This is a genomic window from Paenibacillus sp. FSL L8-0158 (assembly GCF_038592965.1).
GTDB lineage: Bacteria > Bacillota > Bacilli > Paenibacillales > Paenibacillaceae > Paenibacillus > Paenibacillus polymyxa_D.
This window is the reverse complement of record NZ_CP151949.1, coordinates 951,905-968,912: the sequence shown is the minus strand read 5'-3', so window position 1 is coordinate 968,912 and position 17,008 is coordinate 951,905. Positions and strand designations below refer to the sequence as shown.

16 protein-coding genes are annotated in these 17,008 nt (G+C 42.6%); 9 read left to right on the top strand and 7 right to left on the bottom strand.

The window, feature by feature from the left end; translation table 11 throughout:
* Positions 1-413 precede the first annotated feature (413 nt).
* Both NSQ68_RS04370 and NSQ68_RS04365 read right to left on the bottom strand, forming a co-directional pair.
* Entirely contained in the window at positions 414-860 is a 447-nt protein-coding gene (locus NSQ68_RS04370; RefSeq protein ID WP_250243287.1) for a GNAT family N-acetyltransferase, read from the bottom strand.
* Between the two features lie 47 nt (positions 861-907).
* Complete coding sequence (locus NSQ68_RS04365; protein WP_342428086.1) at positions 908-1,375, bottom strand: MarR family transcriptional regulator; 468 nt, start codon at positions 1,373-1,375, stop codon at positions 908-910.
* A 198-nt stretch (positions 1,376-1,573) separates the two neighbouring features.
* Between NSQ68_RS04365 and NSQ68_RS04360 the strand changes: the two genes are divergently transcribed.
* The 6 genes from NSQ68_RS04360 (at position 1,574) to NSQ68_RS04335 (ending at position 6,933) form a co-directional block, all read left to right on the top strand.
* Complete coding sequence (locus tag NSQ68_RS04360; RefSeq protein ID WP_342428085.1) at positions 1,574-2,449, top strand: SDR family NAD(P)-dependent oxidoreductase; 876 nt, start codon at positions 1,574-1,576, stop codon at positions 2,447-2,449.
* Positions 2,450-2,617: 168 nt separating this feature from the next.
* Complete coding sequence (locus tag NSQ68_RS04355) at positions 2,618-3,298, top strand: hypothetical protein (protein ID WP_342428084.1); 681 nt, start codon at positions 2,618-2,620, stop codon at positions 3,296-3,298.
* On the top strand, positions 3,295-4,710 hold the full coding sequence (locus NSQ68_RS04350) for a phage baseplate assembly protein V (protein ID WP_342428083.1): 1,416 nt from the start codon (positions 3,295-3,297) through the stop codon (positions 4,708-4,710). Before NSQ68_RS04355 ends, NSQ68_RS04350 begins: the two co-directional genes overlap by 4 nt.
* Before the next feature lie 12 nt (positions 4,711-4,722).
* The gene (locus NSQ68_RS04345) at positions 4,723-5,985 is read left to right on the top strand and encodes a pentapeptide repeat-containing protein (RefSeq protein ID WP_342428082.1); all 1,263 of its coding nucleotides are present in this window, start codon (positions 4,723-4,725) and stop codon (positions 5,983-5,985) included.
* Positions 5,982-6,512 (top strand): hypothetical protein, encoded by a 531-nt coding sequence (locus tag NSQ68_RS04340; RefSeq protein WP_342428081.1) that lies wholly within the window; start codon positions 5,982-5,984, stop codon positions 6,510-6,512. The genes NSQ68_RS04345 and NSQ68_RS04340 overlap by 4 nt, the downstream gene beginning before the upstream one ends.
* A gap of 4 nt (positions 6,513-6,516) precedes the next feature.
* A complete protein-coding gene (locus NSQ68_RS04335; RefSeq protein WP_013308879.1) occupies positions 6,517-6,933 on the top strand; it encodes a DUF4280 domain-containing protein in 417 nt (138 codons plus the stop codon).
* 113 nt (positions 6,934-7,046) lie between these two features.
* Here NSQ68_RS04335 and NSQ68_RS04330 read toward each other — a convergent pair whose 3' ends face one another.
* Positions 7,047-8,525 (bottom strand): YdiU family protein, encoded by a 1,479-nt coding sequence (locus tag NSQ68_RS04330; protein WP_342428080.1) that lies wholly within the window; start codon positions 8,523-8,525, stop codon positions 7,047-7,049.
* Positions 8,526-8,640: 115 nt separating this feature from the next.
* A complete protein-coding gene (locus NSQ68_RS04325) occupies positions 8,641-9,090 on the bottom strand; it encodes a VOC family protein (RefSeq protein WP_342428079.1) in 450 nt (149 codons plus the stop codon).
* Positions 9,091-9,233: 143 nt separating this feature from the next.
* Between NSQ68_RS04325 and NSQ68_RS04320 the strand changes: the two genes are divergently transcribed.
* A complete protein-coding gene (locus tag NSQ68_RS04320; protein ID WP_342428078.1) occupies positions 9,234-10,172 on the top strand; it encodes a YafY family protein in 939 nt (312 codons plus the stop codon).
* A gap of 91 nt (positions 10,173-10,263) precedes the next feature.
* Here NSQ68_RS04320 and NSQ68_RS04315 read toward each other — a convergent pair whose 3' ends face one another.
* From NSQ68_RS04315 to NSQ68_RS04305, 3 genes are all read right to left on the bottom strand, one after another.
* Positions 10,264-10,635: a hypothetical protein gene (locus NSQ68_RS04315; protein WP_342429065.1), complete on the bottom strand. Its 372-nt coding sequence runs from the start codon at positions 10,633-10,635 to the stop codon at positions 10,264-10,266.
* A 137-nt stretch (positions 10,636-10,772) separates the two neighbouring features.
* Positions 10,773-12,956, bottom strand: a complete 2,184-nt coding sequence (gene gnpA / locus NSQ68_RS04310) for a 1,3-beta-galactosyl-N-acetylhexosamine phosphorylase (RefSeq protein ID WP_342428077.1) — start codon at positions 12,954-12,956, stop codon at positions 10,773-10,775.
* A gap of 12 nt (positions 12,957-12,968) precedes the next feature.
* Positions 12,969-13,988, bottom strand: a complete 1,020-nt coding sequence (locus NSQ68_RS04305; protein ID WP_342428076.1) for a glycoside hydrolase family 88 protein — start codon at positions 13,986-13,988, stop codon at positions 12,969-12,971.
* Between the two features lie 301 nt (positions 13,989-14,289).
* Here NSQ68_RS04305 and NSQ68_RS04300 point away from each other — a divergent pair, with 301 nt between their 5' ends.
* Positions 14,290-15,246, top strand: coding sequence for an AraC family transcriptional regulator (locus tag NSQ68_RS04300; protein ID WP_342428075.1), 957 nt, complete (start codon positions 14,290-14,292; stop codon positions 15,244-15,246).
* Positions 15,247-15,431: 185 nt separating this feature from the next.
* Positions 15,432-16,862, top strand: coding sequence for an aspartate aminotransferase family protein (locus NSQ68_RS04295; protein WP_342428074.1), 1,431 nt, complete (start codon positions 15,432-15,434; stop codon positions 16,860-16,862).
* Positions 16,863-17,008 lie beyond the last annotated feature (146 nt).

Below are 17,008 nucleotides of genomic sequence, written 5' to 3'. Positions count from 1 at the left end.
AAATATACAAGGAAACCACGTCCTATTTACCGTCCAAACCTTACTGTTTCTAAGACCGAGTCCGTAGCATTAGATGCATTGTATGACAAAAAACGCCTAAATACAACTGCTAATTAGCAGACATATTTAGGCATGAAATGGAAAGGAAGGTGTTTCATGTTTTCTGAACAATGGTCAATTTAATGCGATGCATTAGAGTACTAAACATAACTAGTTTTTCAATGATAAATATCACGATATTAAGCCTGTTTGAAATCTGCATTCAAACAGTGGAAAACATGAATTCCGATGAAAGAGCAACATTTCAAACATTACCTTGTGATATAACTAGGCATGAATTCTAAACAAGGAGATAAAGATATAACTGGTCAATGGGTTGATGCAAGTGGTGGTTCTCATCTATAAATATGTATTTATTTGAGATTTTTTATAAAGTTTTTCTGATCCTTGGTAAACATATAGCCACGTCGTTCATAGAACCTGTGAGCCTGTATCCGACTTGGGTGAGATAACAGTTTGATCCCAGAAAATCCATGGGACTTTCCCCACTGTTCAAGACGCTCAATCAACATGCTACCTATACCTTGATTTCTATACTTTTCTTTAACAACAAATCCTAGTACATTTACCAAAGATTCAGAAAAAAGTAATTCATATGGGCTTCCATGAATATATCCTAACACCCCGTTGTTTTCTTCACAAACAAAGATCACATCTTTTGATTCCTTTATAATCATTTCAATTTTCTCTTTTACTTTTACTTCAGGAAATAGATCTAGATTGGGATTAAAGTCTTGGTTTAACAAATAAATATCATGATAATCAGTTCCCCTAATTTCCCTAATATTTTTTTCTTTCACTCTTGAATGCCCCCTATTTTCATCATACGATGCTTTATGTCGAATCATTACTCCTCGCACTCTTGCCCGTTAAAACTCTTCAGCATATCAATAAACGCTTCAAGTTTGGAATCCTCCCATGTTGAAATGCGTTGGTAAAACTCATTTTCTTTTTCTTTTAAAGCTTCCAAGGCTTTCTCACGACCAGTAGCTGTCAGGGATATCAACACTCCCCGGCGATCTTCAGGGTGAGTTTCACTTTTTACATAATTCAAGTGTTTAAGCTGAGTTACAAGTCGGCTGACAGAGCTTCGATCCATAGCGGTGGATTCCGCCAAAAATGTAGCGCTTGCCGAGCCGTACGAAAGAAGACAACGTACGATCAGAAAAGCCGCAGGTTGTAATGATGGATCGAAAAGTGCCGCAGTTCTTACATTGAGTGCATGTGACGCACTTATAAGTGCATTAAGTTGTTTACCAAGATTCAGTTCTAATTGCTCTCTTATAGAATTTGGATGTTGAGTTTTATGATCCATATGTCTCCACCTTATTTGAATTAGTTCGAAGTATATTTGACATATATCAAACAAAATACATATACTTGATATATATCAATCATATTTTCAGCTTTGGTAAGTGTCAAGCAGAAGATCTACAGTATAAAGCATCCACAACCGTAAAGCGTAGACATGAATATGGATGTAATTGGTTCGAGAATTTGGAGGATGATCTATATGTCGGCATATCCGATTATTGTAATCACTGGTGCTACTAACGGTCTTGGACAATGGGTAGCAATTGAATTAGCTAAACGTGGGGCCCATCTAGTCTTAACAGCCAGAAATGAAAAACGTGCTGAAACGACCAAGAACATTCTAAAAGATCTGGCGCCAAGTACAAAGGTAGACTTTTTTTTCGGGGACCTGTCTCTTATGAAAGATGTCAGGCGTATTGGAGATGAAATTAAAGCTAATTATCCAAAGATTGATGTATTAGTGAACAATGCTGGATTACATGGATTTGAACAGCGAATAACCTCAGAGGGTTTGGCAGAAATGATAGCAGTAAACTATCTTGCCCCGTGGCTGTTAACGCATATACTGCTCAATTCATTAATCGAATCCACAAATGCTAGGATCGTCAATGTGGCTTCTGAAGCGTCACGCAACCATGGCAAATTAAAATTACCGGAGGATTTAACAGATACATCTGCATTTACCGCAAGAGGTTCATCTAAGATATACGGAAAGACTAAACTTCTTAATATCATGTTTACAGAAGAACTTGGACGTCAGTTAGATGGAACCGGAATCGTAGTTAACGCTCTTAATCCAGGGTTTAACGTTACCGGCCTTGGCCGTGAGTTAGGATTTTCTTCGGTACTTGCAAAAATATTGAACGCTTTGCATATTGGAGACCCACGGAAAGGAGCGGACATCATTATTCGTTTAGCAACAGAAACCCAATATCGAGAAGTGACAGGCGGATATTTTAATGTTGGCACTGGTAAGCCGATTGTGCCGACTTACCCCGGTGGGGATACCGAGATGCAACGCGTACTTTGGAGTACTACAACCCAATTGTTGCGGCAAAAAAGGGTTTTGGAATGAAATGGAATTTAAAATCGAACAATGTAGCCCCGCAACGATTGGTTCATTTTGTAAACTAAATCTCTCTTTTAACCGATAAATACATATGTTGGTTCTGTACTTAAATATCTCCTCCCATCTTTACATATTCAAGTACAAACGTGTATTTTTCCTAAAAGGGGGCTTCCTATGAACTATCTAGACGAGCATATACTTAGCCTCAAAGCTAAAATGGTGGATCGGAAGAGAGCTAATAACGATAATGTGAAATCCATTTCAGCTCAAACTCAGAAATCGGAACAGGACGGTTCCATGTTTGAAGAAACAAAGCTACTTCATATTGAAAACGATTATCTCGCATTGGAGCCCATTACAATACTACACGGAGAAATTGGTTTCTACATTCCCAAGTCCTTTACTCCTATGCCAATGGAGCAAGCCATAATCAAATATCCTTCAGAGCATCGACCAAAGGTCATTTATACCTCATCTGAGGAGACCATCAATATCACTTTTAATCCTACAGATACCGCTCTGGAAGCAGAAGAGCTGCCCGATTTTGTAGAGCAAATGGCGGATATTTTACGGTCTGTACAACCGATTCGCAACTGGTTAGGTACCGAGATGGTTACCAACGGTTCCGGACTTTCAGTTGGGCAGATTCGTTTTGTGGCGGCGGGGATCGACGGTAATCTATACAACGAAATGCTGCTCTTCATCCACAAAGGACAAGTTGTGATAGGTTCCTTTAGCTGTCTGGAGGTAGATCTCGAAGTCTGGTTACCTGTAGCAGAATACTGGGTTCAATCCCTTTCTGTCCTTCCACCCTCCGCCTATTCTACAAATGAGAAAGGAATGATTACACCATGAGTCTGGGATACGATCAAATTCACATTCACCCTTATGAACAAATTGATCTGGAGGAGCTTACCTTAACGAAAAAAGTTAACGAGCATACTCGGCTTTATTTTACAGGAATTATCCCCGAAGATTTGCAAGACAGTTACGTGGAAACGACAGAAAAAAATACCATCATTGAAGTCAGCCAGCAAGATGAATCTGGCACAAGCAAACCGCTATTTAGTGGGATTGCCCTCTCGGTCGAGGTAAAAGTCGTGCGAGGTGTGTACTATCTGGAGGTAGAAGCTATTTCCCATACGTACCGGATGGACATTAAGCAGCGTACTCGTTCTTTTCAGTATACGAAAATGACGATTCCTCAAATGCTAGAGCACATTGGTAAGGACTATGAAGGACTGGATGTGATCGACGGGGCTACTGGAGGAGAAGCCATCGGACGGCTTGCCATTCAGTATCAGGAGACAGACTGGGCGTTTTTAAGACGCATAGCCTCCCGTTATCATACGAGTCTGATGCCTGTAGCCCGTTTTGACAGTCCTAAATTTTATTTTGGTATCGAGGACAGCCCTGCACAGACGATACTGGATCATACCCGTTATACCGTACGTAAGCAATTGCTTCCTTTTCGTTATTTTCAGGAAAATGAGCAAACCAAGCTAAGTGAACACGATTTTATTTTTTATGAGGTAGAAACGGATGAGGTACTCGACTTGGGCGCTCAGTTGAATTTTCAGGGGCATAACCTGTATGTGATGGAAGCCTACACCGCCATGAGTCAAGGACTGCTGCGGCATCAGTATGTGTTGGGTTCTTACCGGGGATTTCGGCAAAAAAGCTACTACCAGGATAAGCTGGCAGGAGCCTCATTAAGCGGTACTGTGCTGGACGTGCGTCAGGATCAGGTGCGCATTCATCTAGATTGTGATGAACAGCAGGACGCAAGCAAAGCACATTGGTTCAACTATTCTACTGTGTACAGTGGCGGTGGCCATACCGGCTGGTACGTCATGCCAGAAAAAGGCGATTCAGTTTCCCTCTATTTCCCCGGTAGTCGGGAAGAAGACGGCGTGGCAGGTAGTGCGGTGAGACGGGCAGATCGCAAGAGTACGCATAACCATTTTTCCAATCCGCAAATGAAAATATGGCGTACCCCGCATGGCAAGGAAATTCGGCTGGGACCGGATGAACTGGTCGTTACAGGCAAGGACGGCGCTATTTATATCAAACTGGACGATAAAGAAGGCATTCATATTGCGAGCAGCAAACAGGTGAATATTACGGCGGGAGGCAATCTCAGCCTGTCTGCGGGGAAGACGATGAGCCTGTCCGCAGGTAGTCAGCTCCGTATGGATTGTAATGGCAGTCATATTGAATTAAGCGGGTCGGCGGATATGAAAGGCAGCGAAGTGAAGTCGAATTAAGGATGATTAGAAATGGAAAAGCAAACAGATGTGTTAGATCAGCAACAGGCGGCTCTTCATCAGGCTTGGTCTTTCATTCGCAAAGAATGGGCGTTGAAATGTAAATCAACACAAACACAAAGATTACAGCATATAGTAGAACATTTTCGCGCCTTTTGTGAGCTGATTCGGCAAAAGCAACTCACAGGTCGCAAAGGTCATATCGGTTACATCACCTACTCTATGCTGCGCACCACCTGGCTTGAACAGAAGCCCGTTTATCTTGTTGAAGCTACGGATGCCTTATGGATACTTGATGCTGAGCCCGTTCAGTTGGAGTACGATGCAAGTTGGATTTTTCTCTATTGGACTCAATTACGTGAACAGCTTGGGGCTGAAACTTTGAAGCAGCAAGTCTCCCTTTCCGAACTTGAATTGGAACAGATCATGCTGGAAGCAGCGGGATATCTTCATACGATGATCGTTAGTCTGGTTCGTCAGGCTATGAAGCAAGCAGTCCACCTACCAGAGTTTGAGGCGTTGGATCGTGAAGAAGCTTTTGAGATTCGCGTCGGAGAGTATATGGATCATAGTGTCTCCGTGTACCGGGAAGATCGGAGATCCATGGATGCAAACATCATAAAGTCTTGGCTGGAGGAAAAAGAAGAATCGGCCTATAGCTACCAATCACTGTCTCAAGTTCAACTGTCGGATGGAGATTACAGTTCCTTGGATTTTCGCTATACAGTCTTTCGCCAGATCGGGATGCAACAAAGTCGATTGCATCACTGTATCCTCGTAGGCACGGTATGGCAAGATGCTCAGCTAGATGGAATCGACTTTTCGCACAGTCTGCTTCACGGAGCCGATTTCAGTGGCTGTTCCCTGCAAGAGGCTGTACTGGACGAAGTTATAAGCAATAGCGAATATGGATCGGATGCTTGGCTGGATTGGGAACCATTAGGATTGGATGGAGTGGATTTTACAAAAGCGAATTTACAAGGAGCTAGTTTTCAACATGCACAGCTTCAGGGGGCTGCTTTCCAAGATGCCGCGCTGCAAAAAACTTTATTTAACGGCGCGGATCTAACAGGTGCCAGCTTTGAAGGAGCTGATGTTACTGACGCTTCGTTTATAGATGCATGTTTAGTAAACGCTAATTTTACAGGAGCAAAGCTACACCGGGTAATCTTTACAGATGAGCAACTAAGCGAAGCCATTGGCCTCGGTACTGTGGACACACCTCTGGCTACACAGATAACAGATGCAGTGCGTAAAGGGGAGTGGATGTCATGAGGTATTACCGACTCATGGTGGACGAGCGCGTAAAGCATCGGGTGGAGACTGAGCCCCTGGCTCCCTTGCAGGTGGAAGAACTCCTTTCGGGTCATACCATTCAGGCGGAGGACACTCCCCTGTTTTTAGCAGTACATACAGATCCACGAACCGTATATCCGGATTTTCTGGAGTTCCCTTTACCACTGGTTTCAGACTCCATGAAAGCCCTGTTGGAAAAATATATGCCGGAGCTGGAATGGAAGGCCGCTATACTTACCGATTTTCAGCAAGCCAGGCAGGATGTGTACTGGGTACTGCGTCCACCTGTGGTGGATTGCCTTTCCTTACAAACCGAGTGGTATCCCGACCATACCTTGAAGCAGTTGGTACTTAAATACGGGAACATCGAATCGTCTATATTTCGGATCGCCGGCTTGTTGGAAGCACATATTTATATCAACCTCGCGGTAGCGGAAAGTCTGCTGCGTCGTCCATTTACAGGTGTTCGTGTGCAAAAAGTGGAGATGGCCACAAAGGAGGAATAATCGTATGGAAGAAGCAAGTGTGCAGCCTGGAACAGGTGCGAAAAAAAGCTATGTCGTGGCAGGTGCGATTTTAAGCTGTAGTTACGGTACACAGCCTACGCGTTTGAAGCGCCCTTTTAGCCACGGGGTGTATGTCAAAAATAAAGCTCAGATGAATATTGGAGATTATGTGCCTGGAGTGAACATAAAATCTTTTGGGAATTGCTCCAGTCCGCTGAATCCGGCTGTACAAGCCAGTGAAATGGTCGATATTTATGGGGTGAAAAAGGCCCCGTGTATTCCTGTCCTTACGATGCCTTGGCTGAACGGAAAAAGCGACATGCGCATCGAAGGCCAGCCTGCTCTTACGCAGAACTGTACCCATCAATGTCTTTATTGTGGACACATACAAATCGAAAATGACGGTCAAGAGCTGGATTAATTAGTTGCAGCCTACCAAAATAAAAACAAAATGCGCTGGTGAGAGAATGGCTATCTTCTCCACCAACGCATGAAATAGGTTATCATCGAGTTGTTCAACATGATTACATTACATTAGGTACCGCAAAAGGTTCGGTATGAGCAGTTGGATTTCTCAGGCAATGTAGAGTAAATAGCCTGTTCGTCAGAATAAGCATAAGGGTTCGAAAGAACTTCAAGGAGTTGCTCCATCACATGGTAGTCTTCTCGTTCCACCGCAGCTTCCAATGCTTCTTCTACTCGGTGGTTGCGCGGGATGATTGCAGGATTGCTGCTGCGCATCAGCTGATGCGATGAATCTTGGGATTCCTGCTGTCTGCCCCGTCTCGCCTGCCACTGCTCGTGCCACTGGGTGAATTCCTCAGTGCTGAACAGAACCGTATCCTCCAGCTTGTCCAAAGTTAGGGCACGGAAGGTATTGGTGTAGTCAGCACGATGCTTCTGCATGATATTCAGAAGATCCTCAATAAGAGATTCATCCTCCTGCTCTTCGTTAAAGATCCCTAGCTTCGCTCGCATTCCTGCAAGCCAGTGACTGTGAAACATTTTTACAAAATCTGAAATTGCATCCTCAGCCAGTGTGACAGCCTGCTCCCTGTTGTCATGCAGCAGTGGCAAGAGCGTCTCAGCAAATCTCGCGAGATTCCACGCAGCAATATGCGGCTGATTGGCATAAGCATAGCGTCCCTGCCTGTCGATGGAACTGAATACCGTCTCAGGATCATAGGTATCCATGAAGGCGCAAGGACCATAATCAATGGTTTCTCCGCTAAGGGTCATATTGTCGGTGTTCATCACCCCGTGAATAAAACCAACCAGCTGCCATCTGGCAATCAGCTCGGCCTGACGCTTAATCACTTCCTGAAGCAGTGAAAGGTAACGGTTTTCGTCATTGGCAACTTCCGGGTAGTGTCTTTCCAATGTATAATCAGCCAGAGCACGGAGATCTTCGGACGTGCCCCATGCTGAGACGTATTGAAAGGTTCCGACGCGAAGATGACTGGCAGCCACACGGGTCAGAATGGCACCGGGCTGCTCGGTTTCCCGGATGATCGTCTCACCTGTGGATACCACCGCCAAGCTGCGGGTGGTAGCAATACCTAGCGCATGCATCGCCTCACTAATGATGTATTCACGAAGCATCGGACCAAGTGCCGCACGCCCGTCACCACCACGGGAGTATGGCGTTCTGCCAGAGCCCTTGAGCTGAATATCAACCCGTTCACCCAAGGGATTGATCTGTTCGCCAAGCAGCAGAGCACGACCGTCTCCTAACATGTTAAAATGCCCGAATTGATGTCCTGCGTAAGCTTGAGCAAGAGGCGTAGCCCCTTCAGGAACCTGGTTGCCGGCCAGCTCCGCTACGCCATCATTCCTTTGCAGCGCCGTGCCGTTCAACCCCAGTGATGCTGCCAACGGATGATTAAGTATAATCAGCTTTGGTGAGCGGATAGGAGTCAGGTTGAGCTTTGTAAACATGGATTCCGGCAGACGAGAGTAACTGTTGTCGAAGTTCCACCCTATTTTATCTGCTATTTCTTTTTTCTCCGTCATAGTGTCTCCTTTTCTGCTGTGGTATCTTGGATTTTCCCCTTTTAGTTTTTACTTCTGTCCATTTATTATCCACTTTTCACCATGCTATTGTGCTTTTTAGCTTTTAACAACCTTTTTATTGTAATCGATTATCAAACATTAATTGTATTTGAATACCGAACGGGTCTTCAATAATACCGTAGGCTTGGCTAAACATATTATTAGATAAAGGCACGATAATTTTCACGCGATTATCTGTAATTAGGTTATGATAAAAATGTTTAATTTCTTCTAAGTCAGCACTTTGAATACATAATGAAGTGTTATTACCAACTGTATATTTTTCACTGGGATTCATTGTATCTTCTGCTATCATTACTTTTGTTTTTCCGATGGATAAGACTGAATGAGAAATATAATTTTTATTTTCATCCGTAAGCTGTATGGAGCTGTCACGTTGGGCCATGTCTTGATAGGTAACCAGAAACAATTCCTCTGCGTTGAAGTGTTTTTTGTAAAAATGTATAGCTTCTTTTGCCTTTCCGTTCATGGATAAGAAAATAGCTACTTCCAGTGTTGTACTCATGGTATCAATCTCCTTTTATATATACTTTTAGTCAGGATTTTGCAAAATCCTCAGGTAGATATCTTATGAATTTGATAAATTCCCTTGAACTTATTATCATATAAAAAGGTATCAAAACATGACACCTTTCTAAGGAGATTTAGATGAAGAAATCGGAAAGATTAAATGATATGATCAGATACCTAAACAGTCGAGAATTCTTTAATTTAAATGACCTAATGGATAAATACCATATTTCAAAAAGCACAGCTCTACGTGATATTAGTTCATTAGAACAATTAGGTATGCCTATTTTCTCGGAACATGGCAGACATGGACGATATGGTATCTTAAAAAATAGATTGTTATCCCCCATTATTTTTACGATGGATGAAGTATATGCTCTGTACTTTGCAATGTTGACGTTAGAAGCTTATCAATCTACACCCTTTCATTTAAGTATTAATAAACTCAATGAAAAGTTTGAACACTGTCTTTCTAAAATACAAATAAACCAGATTCATAAAATGAAAAAGGTTCTACAATTTGAAATATATCAGCATAATCATGTTAGTCGTTATTTAGATAAAATTCTAACAAGCATTCTTAATGAGAGTACCTGTAAAGTTAAATATGTAAAAAATAATCAGAAAAAAAGTTACTATGTTCAATTTTTCAAAATTTCCGCTAAGTTTGGTCAATGGTATGCTACTGGAATAGAGTTAAATACGAATAAATATAGAGTTTTCAGATGTGATCGAATCACCTTTATAGAAGAAGAGGAGAACAATTCTCGCTTTTCTATAGATGAACTCCTCAGTCGTTCATTAGAAATGTATCAATCCGAGAAGAGCATTGGCTTTGAAGTAGAGATTTTAGAACAAGCCAAGGATATTTTTTATAAAGAACATTACCCTTCTATGAAAATAGAACAGGGTCATACAACAGTCATAAAAGGATTCTATAATCCTGGAGAAGAGGAGTTTATCGCTAATTATTTTATGAAATATGGTCATTATGTACAATCAGTGAAGCCTGAATCTTTAAAACAGATTATTAAAGATAGAGTTGAGCACCTCTTAAACCACTATCAAAAATTATAAGATTATTGAAGGTTTGTTTAAAATTTTCTCTGCATTTTAGCAAGGAAAAGGAGCCTTAAGCTCCTTTTCCTTGCTAACGATGACAATTGAATTATGGCTTCCGTTTGGCGATAACAGCATAGGATACCGTTCTTGTGAATCCAGATGGATTCCATGCAGTAAATACCCATCTGTCTTCGGCCGCGGAATAATTATTGAGAAGAAACCCTTGTTCATTTCCAGAGAAAGTCCATGAACCGCTAATCAGATTGTAGGCGTTACCGTTAATCGTAGTGCTTCTAAAGCTATTGGGAGAAAGAGTGATTGGAGCGAAAGTGAAACGTGCGAATCCATCTCCAAGTTGAGTTACACGAATGGCTTTTTTAAGATTCATAATCACGTGACTTCTTTTTTTCAGCTTTCTTCCCAACTTAGCTTCCGCATTTTTAATTTTCATTAAGGTTGCCTTTCGCAAAGAAATCATCTCCTTCATTGTTATACCTATAGTTAATGATGGAGTAGATACTTTTGAATGGACAAAATCCCCGGTAAATTGGCTTAGTTTTCTGGCGGTGCTGAAACAAAAAGTCCTTCCTTAAAATAAAGGAGGGCTTGATACCGCTACTTCTTATTAATTTCTGTTGTTAAGCCAATATGAGTGATCATGGTGTCATACGGCTCTAACTCCATGGTTTGTTTGCCATAGTCCGTTTCAATCGTCGTTCTTTGCAGTTGATCACTATTGTTAATAACAACCAACATTTTACTTTCTGGATAATAAGCACACTCTGTATATAGGTTATCTGTAATGTACTTCGTTTCATGTAACTCATTGCCTGCAAACCGAATCATATTCAGCAACAACCTTGTGTTTTCCCAGCTGAATTCGTAAGAAGGAAGGTAGATCCCCTTTCCTTTACCGAAGGCATGCGTGGATAGTGTTATCATTCCATTCGTTTCACCCGCTACCACAGCTGACCCATCAGTAAGGTAAATGCCATTTTTTGGCGTTATACTGGCTCCTTCAGGCATCAAACCATGCTCATCGCTAGCCTCGTATGCCCATCTTCCATGACCTACTCTGGAGCCTGTATCCTCATCCAGTCCGAGAACATGCGCCATTCTGAAAAAGCTGTCATGGCCTTCGACGGCAGAAGGTTGGTTAATGCCAATAAAGGTACCCCCCTCATAAACCCATTGGGTCAGTAAGTCCACACACTTGTTGTCATTCCAGTGCTCCCCACCACTCCATGCTGAACCAGCAGAGCCGGCATTGATCACTACATCACAATTCTGTAGAATTCCCTGACAGATATCTTCAAAATCAATGAACTGCACTTCAATCGGCAATCCGGATAAAGCCTCATTGACATGAATCAAATCATGCATATACGTTTCATGGAAATGTCCGGACAAGGTCCACGATCTCAATTTACCCCAGCTATGCAGAATAGCTACCTTCGTCTTGATGTGATAGGGTTTGCCTTCATGATGCAGTTCTTTAATTTCTCTAAATTCATTGGCAATCTTTTCGATGTAATCACAAAAATCCGGGTAAGGCTCGACAAGATGCAAATATCCGCCCAATCCAATCCGGTCAATAGGCTCCCGCAGCAAGGCGCGCCGGATATTAATCCAATACTTTTTGGCATCCAGCGTGGGGTTTCCCCCTTCCATAAAGGTAGGGAGCCCGCCTAAACCAACCGGAAATAAGTATGGATGCAGCCGAATCTCATGCGTATTCACTTTTACACCTGAACACAGCCTCGCCTCGTAACCTGAGAACACACATTTAATCACCCCGTCAAATCCAAACTCTTGAAAACGGTCATTGTAGGGCTCCATGCCAACCCAACTGTCATCATAGAAAACATAGGCCAGCTTGTCGTGCTTATGCACAATGTCAATTAATTTTTTGCCAAATTCGATTACAAAATCATTGATAAATGCCATCCAATCCAGCTTACGCTGCTCAGCCGGGATATGACTGACGCGGTATTTGCCGCCATTCACAAAATCCTCGGCAGTCATCGAATACCCATATTTCTTGGCAAACAGATCAAGCGCCCTTGAACTTACCGTAAAATCATATGAACCCCAATCAGAGAACAGATGGCGATTGCGCTCATTACTGCCCCAGATCCAGGCGAAATTATAAAATAAGGAGGTAAACCGGACAACCGTGGTTTCCTTATGATGAAGACACCAATCTTCCATCCAATCCAGCAGATACTTTTGCGTTTCTACATAGATGGGATCAATCTGCATCAAATGCTCTTTGTCCCAATGATTCGTGGTGTGATTGTACATAGAAATCTCTTCCCAGATTCGGTAGGCCATGAAGCTTACCGTGTATTTATGCCAAGGAGCAATTCCGGTAATGACCACATTTCCAGATTCCCTTTCATAATTCCACTGTTCTCTTGGAACTTCCTCCCCAGTCGTTCTGTCAAAAACCTGCCAATAGTTAAACGCTTCTTTGGAGTCATTCACTTTGAATTGTTCAGCAAAAAAATCCTCCATCAGATAGATGGATACATAATCCTGTACAGCTACCTTCGGATTTGTTATTAAAAAACACTGTTGCAGCTTATCTAGATTGTGGGACGCCCACTCGTTATGATCTCTGATGATACAGATTGTAGAATAAATGCCGTACCCAGCGTTGATAATCTCATCGGACAATTGCGTGCCGTCACTATCACGGATGACATCGGCACCCCACCGTTCAGCTAATTTTAGGGTCAGCGCCTCATAACCGGATTCTCCCGGTAGTGTAAAGCCCCCCGTTGTTTGTTTGGACAACTTGGTTCCCTCCTAATTCAACATATCGGATAGATAAGCCAATGCCAGGCCTTGACCCCAGCCCTGAATCCAGTCTTTTGGAATATTGCGATACCCATCCCGATCTTTCATAACCGCTGTGCCGCCCGACACACCCAGTACCCGTCCGTCATCGCTAATATGGTTCAAGATGCCCTCCAATGCCTTATGCACGTATTTGGTATGCAGCGGATTGCCGTTATTGATCATGGCCGCCGCGATACCGCAAGATGCCGACACTTCTTCATAGGACTCCTCGTCATCCAGTACCGTCCGCCACAAACCGTTCTCCGTTTGAACACCCTTCAGTGCCGCCAGTTGATCCCGAAGTGAACACTCCACATCCATGCACTGCGGATACAAGTACCAGTCTTTTAAATGAATTTTGACTTGCGACATGGTATATGCTCCCCAAGCATTCGCTCTCCCCCAGAAAAATCCGGACATGTGATCCTGCTTGACATTATTGTAGCCATGGTACCAGAGACCGCTACTAGGGTCTTGCAGGTATTTGATATGCCAGTAATATTGATTTAAGGCGTCCTGGATCATTGCCTCATCCTTTAATTTGGTTCCTACACGGAGCAGAAAAAATGCCGCCATAAACAATGTGTCCGCCCATGCCTGTTCTGGAAAATCATTAGCCACGGATACCGTATGCTGCAGAACATGGTCTCCGAACCTGAGAGCATTGTTTTGGATGTAATCCACCTTGCTCATCACAATATCCCAATATTTTGGGTCCCCTGTTTCTTCATACAATGTGATTAGCATATGGCCCATGGCACATGTGTTTACCGTCCAATGCGGCAGACCCAGCTCGATATATTCATCTGCCCACTGCACGAGCATATTCAAATACTCTTTATTTCCTGTTTTCGTATAGGCTCTGGATACACCATAATAAGCCACACCGCAAGGCCAATCCCACGTTAAATCCATCGTCATTGTTTTTTTGACGACTTTGTCGATGACTCTTAATATCTCTTCCTTGTCATAAGTTAATTGAAGCATCTATGTTCTCCTCTCTTTTGCACACGCCCCCAAAGGCGCTTGAGAGCTGTTCATCACTATTTTGAAAACGCTTTACTTATTCCATTGTACGCAGTAAAATAGTCTCCATCTAAGCATATTCGCAACAAAACTGCGCAATTCCAATCATTTATGTGAGGATTTTGCAAAAATCCAATAAGCGACTTCCAATAAACAATATATAGATCGAAATGGTCTAGTTCGTCTATATATTGCACCTTGGAGCGATCCGAATCGAATTTTGCAAAATCCTGATGTATATCTGCTGGTTAAAATCAAAGTCATGGGAGTATTGAATATGCCCAGAAAAAAGAAGCCCGTTATAGAATATCGACACTACAGCTTGCCCATAAATTTCCCTGTCTTGCTATTAAGCGGTGAACGCTGGAAGATTTCAGATATTAAAAGTGAGCATCTCCATTTCCATAACCATTTGGAGATTGGTATATGCTATTCAGATAGCGGCATCATGGAGATCAAAGGAGAATCTGTACCCTTCAAAGCCGGCGATGTGACCTTCATCCCCAGGTATCTTCCTCATACCACATACAGTTCGCCAAATACAGCCAGTCTTTGGTCTTATATCTTTTTTTCGCCAGAGGACCTCTTTCAACATTCATTTAAAAGTGCTTATAGCAACTTCGAGCCCAATTTATGGGCAGTAAAAGGAAAAAACTGTATATTGAATAAGGAGCAGTATCCCAAGGTATATACACTTGCGACTTCAATCGTAGAGGAATTAAAACAGCAGAATCCTTACTATCAGGAAAGTGCCTACGGCTTATTGCTATCCCTTTACATAGAACTCCTTAGAATTCATTCCAAGAATGAACTGTTGGCAGATCAAGAAACAGAGCATAGCCTGAAAAACGATTTTGTCATTTCTCCGGTTCTGGAGTACATCACAAAAAGCTATATGAACCCTATTACCATGGATTTTTTAGCCGATCTGTGCCATTTAAGTACAACTCATTTCCGAAGAAAATTCCATGAAATTATGGGGACGTCGCCTCTCGATTTCCTAAACAGTACCCGAATCGAAGAGGCCTGCAAGCAGTTAAAAAGCACCGAGGATTCCATTCTTTCGATCTCCGAACAAGTCGGTTTTCACTCCATTTCCAGCTTCAATCGGTGCTTCTCCAGGCTTATGGGAAAGCCACCAAAAGAATGGCGTAAAGGGGCGCAATCCGAAGCACAATCGGCCAAAGCGTCTATACTGGAGTTTACGGGGTGGGTTTAGCATAACAGCAGAAATAAACTTGATAAAACGAACTCAACATCATGAATATGGATTAAACCTGAGCCACATAAATATAGTCTGCATGTGGAGCCTAAAAATAAACGTAATGATGAAATCGGTGAATCTCACAATATGACAACAGATGTTATATTATACTTGATTGAAATTAAGCAAAGGAGATGCTTATGATGAATCAAGAACCAAATCAGCAATTAGGTGAGATTATTGAACAGTTCATACATTCATATATTGCAGAAAATAACAATATTCGATCCCAAAAAGTAATCAACACTGCAGATGGGGATACAATAGCTCACTTAAGAGGAATTGGTTTTCCAAAAAAGGGAAGACCGATCCAAGAGGTCGTCGATGAAATGAGGAAAAACGTCTATCCTCACCAAACCTTCATGCAACACCCTCGCTTTTTCGCATTGGTTCCTGGTCCAATGTCTCTTTACTCGTGGTTAGGAGATATCATGACCAGCGCTTATAATACCCACGCCGGAAGCTGGATGCTGAGTTCGAGCGCAAGCCTTTTAGAGGGGAAAGTGATCCGGTGGATGTGTGACCAAGCAGGATATCCCAATACTGCTGGAGGCTTATTTCTGTCGGGCGGATCGCTGTCGAATTTGACCGCTTTAGCGGCTGCACGCAATGCAAGGTTATCCGAGCAGGAATATGCCATTGGAACTGCTTATGTTTCCGATCAAACTCATTCATCGGTCGCCAAAGGGTTACGCATCCTCGGATTCCGTGGTGATCAAATCAGAAAGATCCCAAGTGATAAAAATTTTCGGATGGATGTTTCAGCCTTAGAAAGAAAAGTAATGGATGATCAGGCGGCTGGCTTTAAGCCTTTTGCGATCATTGCCACGGCAGGCACAACCAATACGGGAAGCATTGACCCGTTAAACGAAATTGCTGACCTATGTGAAAAACATAACATTTGGTTACACGTGGATGGAGCTTACGGTGCATCGATTTTGGCTTCTTCGAAATATAAGCCCCTTTTGAGCGGGATATCGCGTTCAGATAGCATCACATGGGATGCACACAAATGGTTAATGCAGACATATTCCTGTAGCGTAGTTTTAGCCAAAGAAAATCAACAGCTCAGAAACTGCTTCAGCACACATCCAGAATATTTGAAAGATGCCGAGACTAATGAAGAACATATTAATTATTGGGATCTGGGTCCTGAATTAACGCGGCCTGCTCGAAGTTTGAAACTATGGGTGACACTACAAGCTTTAGGAACTAATGCTGTCGGTGAAGCCATAGAGCATGGAGTTCAACTCGCAGAATGGGCTGAAGATGAAATCAAAAAACATAATCATTGGGAAATTGTATCCCCCGCACAGTTAGCGATTGTTAATTTTCGATATGCGCCAACTGGATTATCTGAGCAAGAATTAGATTCACTCAATAAAAGGATCTCCCAAGAAATGATGACAAACGGATACGCCTCTGTGCTTACGACACAACTTAATGGAAAAACTGTTCTCCGAATCTGTGCAATTCACCCAGACACTACGGAACATGAGATAAGGAATACAATTCAGCTTTTATCGAATATAGCACGCTCATTGAATGAGAGAAAAGCTTTTTTACGATGAAAATTTATGAAACTAATTGCTACACTTACTGTAAATAATGAAAATGCTCAGCATCACACAAATAAGAGGGGCACGCCGCCCCTCTTTACTGTTTTCCCAGACATCCAAATTATTTGCCATTGTGCAATGCAGCAACAATGAACAGC